This window comes from Mesorhizobium sp. M7D.F.Ca.US.004.03.1.1, assembly GCF_003998635.1.
Taxonomy (GTDB): Bacteria; Pseudomonadota; Alphaproteobacteria; order Rhizobiales; family Rhizobiaceae; genus Mesorhizobium; species Mesorhizobium loti.
This window is the reverse complement of sequence record NZ_RZQG01000452.1, coordinates 1-4,815: the sequence shown is the minus strand read 5'-3', so window position 1 is coordinate 4,815 and position 4,815 is coordinate 1. Positions and strand designations below refer to the sequence as shown.

General features: G+C 62.6%; 4 protein-coding genes and 1 pseudogene. 3 read left to right on the top strand and 2 right to left on the bottom strand.

Going from position 1 to position 4,815, the window contains the following annotated elements:
- The 3 genes and pseudogenes from EN935_RS22515 to EN935_RS22505 all read left to right on the top strand — a co-directional run.
- Nucleotides 1–345 (top strand): annotated as a pseudogene (locus EN935_RS22515) (NAD(P)/FAD-dependent oxidoreductase); the annotation flags it as partial.
- An 84-nt stretch (nucleotides 346–429) separates the two neighbouring features.
- The gene (locus EN935_RS22510) at nucleotides 430–915 is read left to right on the top strand and encodes a MarR family transcriptional regulator (RefSeq protein WP_127264527.1); all 486 of its coding nucleotides are present in this window, start codon (nucleotides 430–432) and stop codon (nucleotides 913–915) included.
- Nucleotides 912–1,592, top strand: a complete 681-nt coding sequence (locus EN935_RS22505; protein ID WP_109663481.1) for a GNAT family N-acetyltransferase — start codon at nucleotides 912–914, stop codon at nucleotides 1,590–1,592. Before EN935_RS22510 ends, EN935_RS22505 begins: the two co-directional genes overlap by 4 nt.
- A 19-nt stretch (nucleotides 1,593–1,611) precedes the next feature.
- Here EN935_RS22505 and EN935_RS22500 read toward each other — a convergent pair whose 3' ends face one another.
- Both EN935_RS22500 and EN935_RS22495 read right to left on the bottom strand, forming a co-directional pair.
- Nucleotides 1,612–1,836 carry a hypothetical protein gene (locus EN935_RS22500; protein WP_013528677.1) on the bottom strand — a complete coding sequence of 75 codons (225 nt, stop codon included), beginning with the start codon at nucleotides 1,834–1,836 and terminating at the stop codon, nucleotides 1,612–1,614.
- Nucleotides 1,837–1,975: 139 nt separating this feature from the next.
- On the bottom strand, nucleotides 1,976–3,979 hold the full coding sequence (locus EN935_RS22495; RefSeq protein WP_109663478.1) for a PhoX family phosphatase: 2,004 nt from the start codon (nucleotides 3,977–3,979) through the stop codon (nucleotides 1,976–1,978).
- Nucleotides 3,980–4,815 lie beyond the last annotated feature (836 nt).

Here is a 4,815-nt window from a genome sequence, read left to right as displayed (position 1 = left end):
ATCAAGGCCGGCAAGATCACCGTCGTGCCGGCCATACGGGAATTCACCCGCGACGGCGTGATCCTGGCCAATGGCAGCCTGATCGATCCCGATATCGTCATTGCCGCGACAGGCTACCGCACCGGGCTGGAGCCCATGGTCGGCAAGCTCGGCGTGCTCGACAGCAAGGGCGTTCCGCTCTTCAACGGCGGGCAAGCCGATCCGAAATTGCCCGGCCTGTGGTTCACCGGCATGCGGCCAAGCATTCGCGGCTGCTTCGCCAATGCCGGCATCCTGGCCAAGGCGATCGCCAAACGGATTGCAGCTTCCGCTGGCGCCTCCCACCAATCCGGTGCTTCACGCTGACTTAATCGGAGACGCCGGTACGTCGGCTTGATCAACTGCTTGCTATGTTATATAACATGTTATCATTTATGGCACAGGTCGACTATGGAAGACGTCATACGATCTCTTGGCTACCTCTGCCTGGGCAGCAGGTTGAAGCGCATTGGCGAGCAGTTGCAGGCCGACGCGCAGCGTCTGCTCGACGGCTTGGAGGTTCCACTTCAATCGAGCCAGTACCCGTTGCTTGCCGCACTCGACAAACTGGGACCGTTGGCTGTCGGCGAACTGGCGCAATCGCTGGGGCTGACACAGCCGGGTGTGACAAGAAGCGTGTCGCTTCTGGCCGAGCTGGGGCTGGTCGAAGCCATCCAGTCGGATGGTGACCAGCGGCGGCGGGTGGTCTCGCTGACTAAGAAGGGTCAACGCCTGGTCGATGTCGCGAAGCGGGACGTGTGGCCGCGCATAGAGAGCGCCGTCGCGGATTTGTGCCGAGATCTTTCGGGGCCACTTCTCGATCAACTCGCGGCCATTGAGGACGGTCTGGCTACGGCCCCGCTCGATCGTCGCGTCAAACAAGGCGCCAGGCAATGAAACATATTCTTGACCGTCCTGTCTGGAGCGCGCTGGAGACGAGGCATCAGGCCTTCGCGCAAGGTGGCAAGCTTGCCAGGCGCTATTCACCGTCAATCGCCCTCTTTGCCGCTACCGCTACCGACGATGCCGAAAGCCTGCGGGCGTTCGGCAAGCTTGTGTCCTCGGGCGAGAGCGTGATCATGGCTCAGGCCGATGCCATTGCGCTGCCGGTCGGCTTGTCGGCGATCTCGACGGCCGCTGCCGTCCAGATGGTTGCCGAGGTGCCGTTGCAGACCGTGTCGGACGAGCGCGTGCAACGTCTGACGCAAGAGGATGCGGCCGAGATGCTGGCCTTGGCGTCACTCACCAAACCCGGCCCGTTCACATCCGGGGCGTTGAGCCTCGGCGACTTCTGGGGTGTGAAAATCAACGGCAGGCTGGTGGCGATGGCCGGCGAGCGCATGAAGCAACCCGGCTATAGCGAACTCAGCGGCGTCTGTTCGCACCCGGAATTCCGTGGCGGCGGCCTCGGCCGGCTGCTATCGCTGTTCGTGGCAGACCAGATTTTTGCACGCGGCGAGATACCGTACCTCCACGCCTATGCCGCAAACACTGGTGCCATAAGATTGTACGAATCCATCGGCTTCCGATTGAGAAGCATGATCAATGTGGCCGTGGTTCAGCGGGCCGAATAGGATAAGGCGCCGCCGGGCATCACGCCGACTTCGGCTCGAGCCGACGGAAACCGACGGCCTCCATCAGCATATCCTCTTCGACCATGCCGGCATTGTGCAGGGCGAGCAGGTTAAGCGCGATTTCGCGCGCATCGGCGGAATCGGGATGCGCTTCACGCCGCCGGCAGGCCTCATCGAACACGCGCTGCAGCTTGGCTATATCGGCTGGCTTGAGCAAGCCACGGTCATAGACGGACTTCGACATGGCGATCTCCTGATAAAGACCTAGGGCGCCACGTTTAAATTGCCAATCTTTCCCGAGGCTTGAATGATTTCACGTAAAAAGGGAGGGGCTTCGGGGTCACCGAAATCCCTCCCTTGAGATTGCAAACCAGTGCCGGATATCAGACCGCGATCTTGCCGCCACCCTGTTTGGTGATAGCGACCACCGACGGCCGCACCGGCATGTCGGGCTTGAAGTCGGGCCAGCGTGTCGACAGGTCTTCATAGTAGGACGGGCGGCCGAACGCCTCCCAGTCCTCGCCGCCGTCGCCCGGATGCTGGACGGCGACGAAGGCGGTCTGGTCGTCGGGCGCAAACAGCGGACCGCACATTTCGGCGCCGATCGGCACGCGGAAGAACAGTTTTGAGGTCGCCCGCGCCGACCCTTCGGTGTCCACTGCCCACAGGCCGTCGGTACGGCCGGTGGCCTTCGGGCCCTGGCCATCGGTGGCGACCCACAGGCGGCCGGCCGAATCGACGGCGCAATTGTCGGGCATGCCGAACCAGCCATTGGCCGTCGTTGCCGTCGAGAAGGTGGCGCCGATATCGGCCACCGAAGGATCGCCGCATTTCAACAGCACTTCCCACTTGCCCTTGGCAGCGGTGAAATCGCCGCCGTCCTCCGATATCTCGATGATGTGGCCGAAGGCGTTTTCGGCGCGCGGGTTGGCGGCGTCGACCTGGTCGGCCTTGCGCTTCGAATTGTTGGTCAGCATCACATAGACCTTGCCGTTGACGGCATTGGGCTGGATGTCTTCCGGGCGGTCCATCTTGGTGGCGCCGAGCAGGTCGGCGGAGCGGCGTGTTTCGATCAGCACGTCGGCTTGGCCAGTGAAGCCGTTTTCAGCCGTCAGCGGCCCCTGGCCGAAGACGATCGGCAGCCATTCCACGGAACCGTCTTCGGCGAACTTGGCGACATGCAGCGTGCCGTCGTCGAGCAGGTCCTTGTTGGCGGCATGGTCGTTCGGATTGAACGCCGCCTTGGTGACGAACTTGTAGACATAGTCGAAGCGCTCGTCGTCGCCGAGATAGAAGACGACGCGGCCGTCCTTGGCGACGATCGATTCGGCGCCTTCATGCTTGAAGCGGCCCATGGCGGTGCGCTTCCTCGGCGTCGAGGTCGGATCGTTGACATCGACCTCGACGATCCAGCCGAAGCGGTTGGCTTCGTTCGGCTCCTTGGCCAAGTCGAAGCGGTCATAGTGCGCCGCCCATTCATAGGCGCCTTCGGGAATGCCGAGGCGCTTGTAGTTGGCGGCTTCCTTGTGGTCTGCCGGCAGTTCGCCGGAGAAATAGCCGTGGATGTTTTCCTCGGCCATCACATAGGTGCCCCAGGGCGTGACGCCACCGGCGCAGTTGTTGAACGTGCCGAAAACCTTGGTGCCGGACGGGTCGGCATTGGTCTTGACGCGGTCATGGCCGGCAACCGGACCCGACAGCGCCATTTCGGTGCTGGAGGTGATGCGGCGATTAAGCTTTCCGTCGCGCACCACCTGCCATTTGCCAGCGTCCTTGCGGATCTCGACGATGGTGCCGCCGTGCGCCGCCATCTCGACATCGACCTGCTCCTTCGAGAGGGGTGCGACTTCGGCCGACTTCTTGCCGTCCTTTTCGACGATCTTCACGATGCCCGGGAACATCAGATGCGGGTTGGTGTATTCGTGGTTGACCACCAGCATGCCGTGTTCGGCTGAACCGTCGATCGGGAGATAGCCGACGTAGTCGTTGTTGTAGCCGAACTGTCTGGACTGCGCCTGCGCCGACTGTTTCGTCGGGTCGAAGTCCGGCGAATCGGCAAACAGCGGGTCGCCCCAGCGCAACAGCACATCGGCGTCGTAGCCCGGTGCGACATGATGCTTGTCGTCGATGCCGGCCTCCAACTCGTCGAACGCGAAGGCCGAGCTTTCCGCGGCCCGGGCTTCGTCGGCGCTGATAAGCGCCAGCGGGGAGACGGTGGCGGCGATGGCCGAGACGGCCAGCGAACCCCTGAGGAAGCCGCGGCGCGAGAACCGCGCGGCAATGATCTCGCCCATGGTGCGGTTGTCGGTGGGGTTGGTGGCCGGGCCGTCGTTTTCCTCGAGCAGGCTGGTGCGGAATCGGGCGTCAGGGGAGCGGTGTTCGGTCATTTGGGGGCTTGCCTCTGGCTGCGTGGATGGCTGGAGCGTGTTGCCTGTTTAACCCCTTATAATCGCCGGATCACATTTTCGTGACATCAGAGGCCTTTCAGACGCAACAGGCATTCCGCGCACCGTTGGCCAAGCATTCTCGGAGTTGCCGTGCCAGGGATGGTGGACATGATGTGACGGCGGACCACCGGCGACAGGATCGGAGTGGACGGCAACAAGATCGAGCATCCCGACGGCATCAGAGAGACAGCGCCAGGGAAGCAATCGAGAACGGTCGTTTCGATATAAAGGAGCCCTCGGCCGCGCCATCGTCGAACGTCCGGCGCCGGCGGACGATATTAGTCGTCTTCAGGCTCTGTGAAACAGGTCAACCAGGCAAAAGCCAGCGTTACAAGTCACCTCCGCCGCCCCCGGCGGAGGTGACTTGATGTCCGGCGTCTGCCGTCGTCAGGCATCGGGAAAGCCAGTCTCCCGTTAAGCGATAGCGGTCGCGGCGCCGTTCATACGAAGCTAATATAGCATAGGGATAGGACTTTAGTCCAACCTTGCGCTTGCAAAAGTCCTGGGTGACAACCGCAACGGTCGGAGGTCGCTTCCGGGAACCACGTCTTTCAGCGATGCTGGTTGCTACTGCGACGTTGAGGGTGGGCGCCGGCTCAATCGACGGAGATCAGGATGCACAGATCGGTCACGACCCGTTGTTGCCGGCTGGCGCTCAGATTGGCGGCCGCGCTGGCGTTGACCATCGCTCCCTATCACTTTGCCCTCCACGGCTCCGTTCCCGGAATCGACACCGCCAGCGCACAGGCCGGCAAGGGCGGTAATGGCGGTGGCCA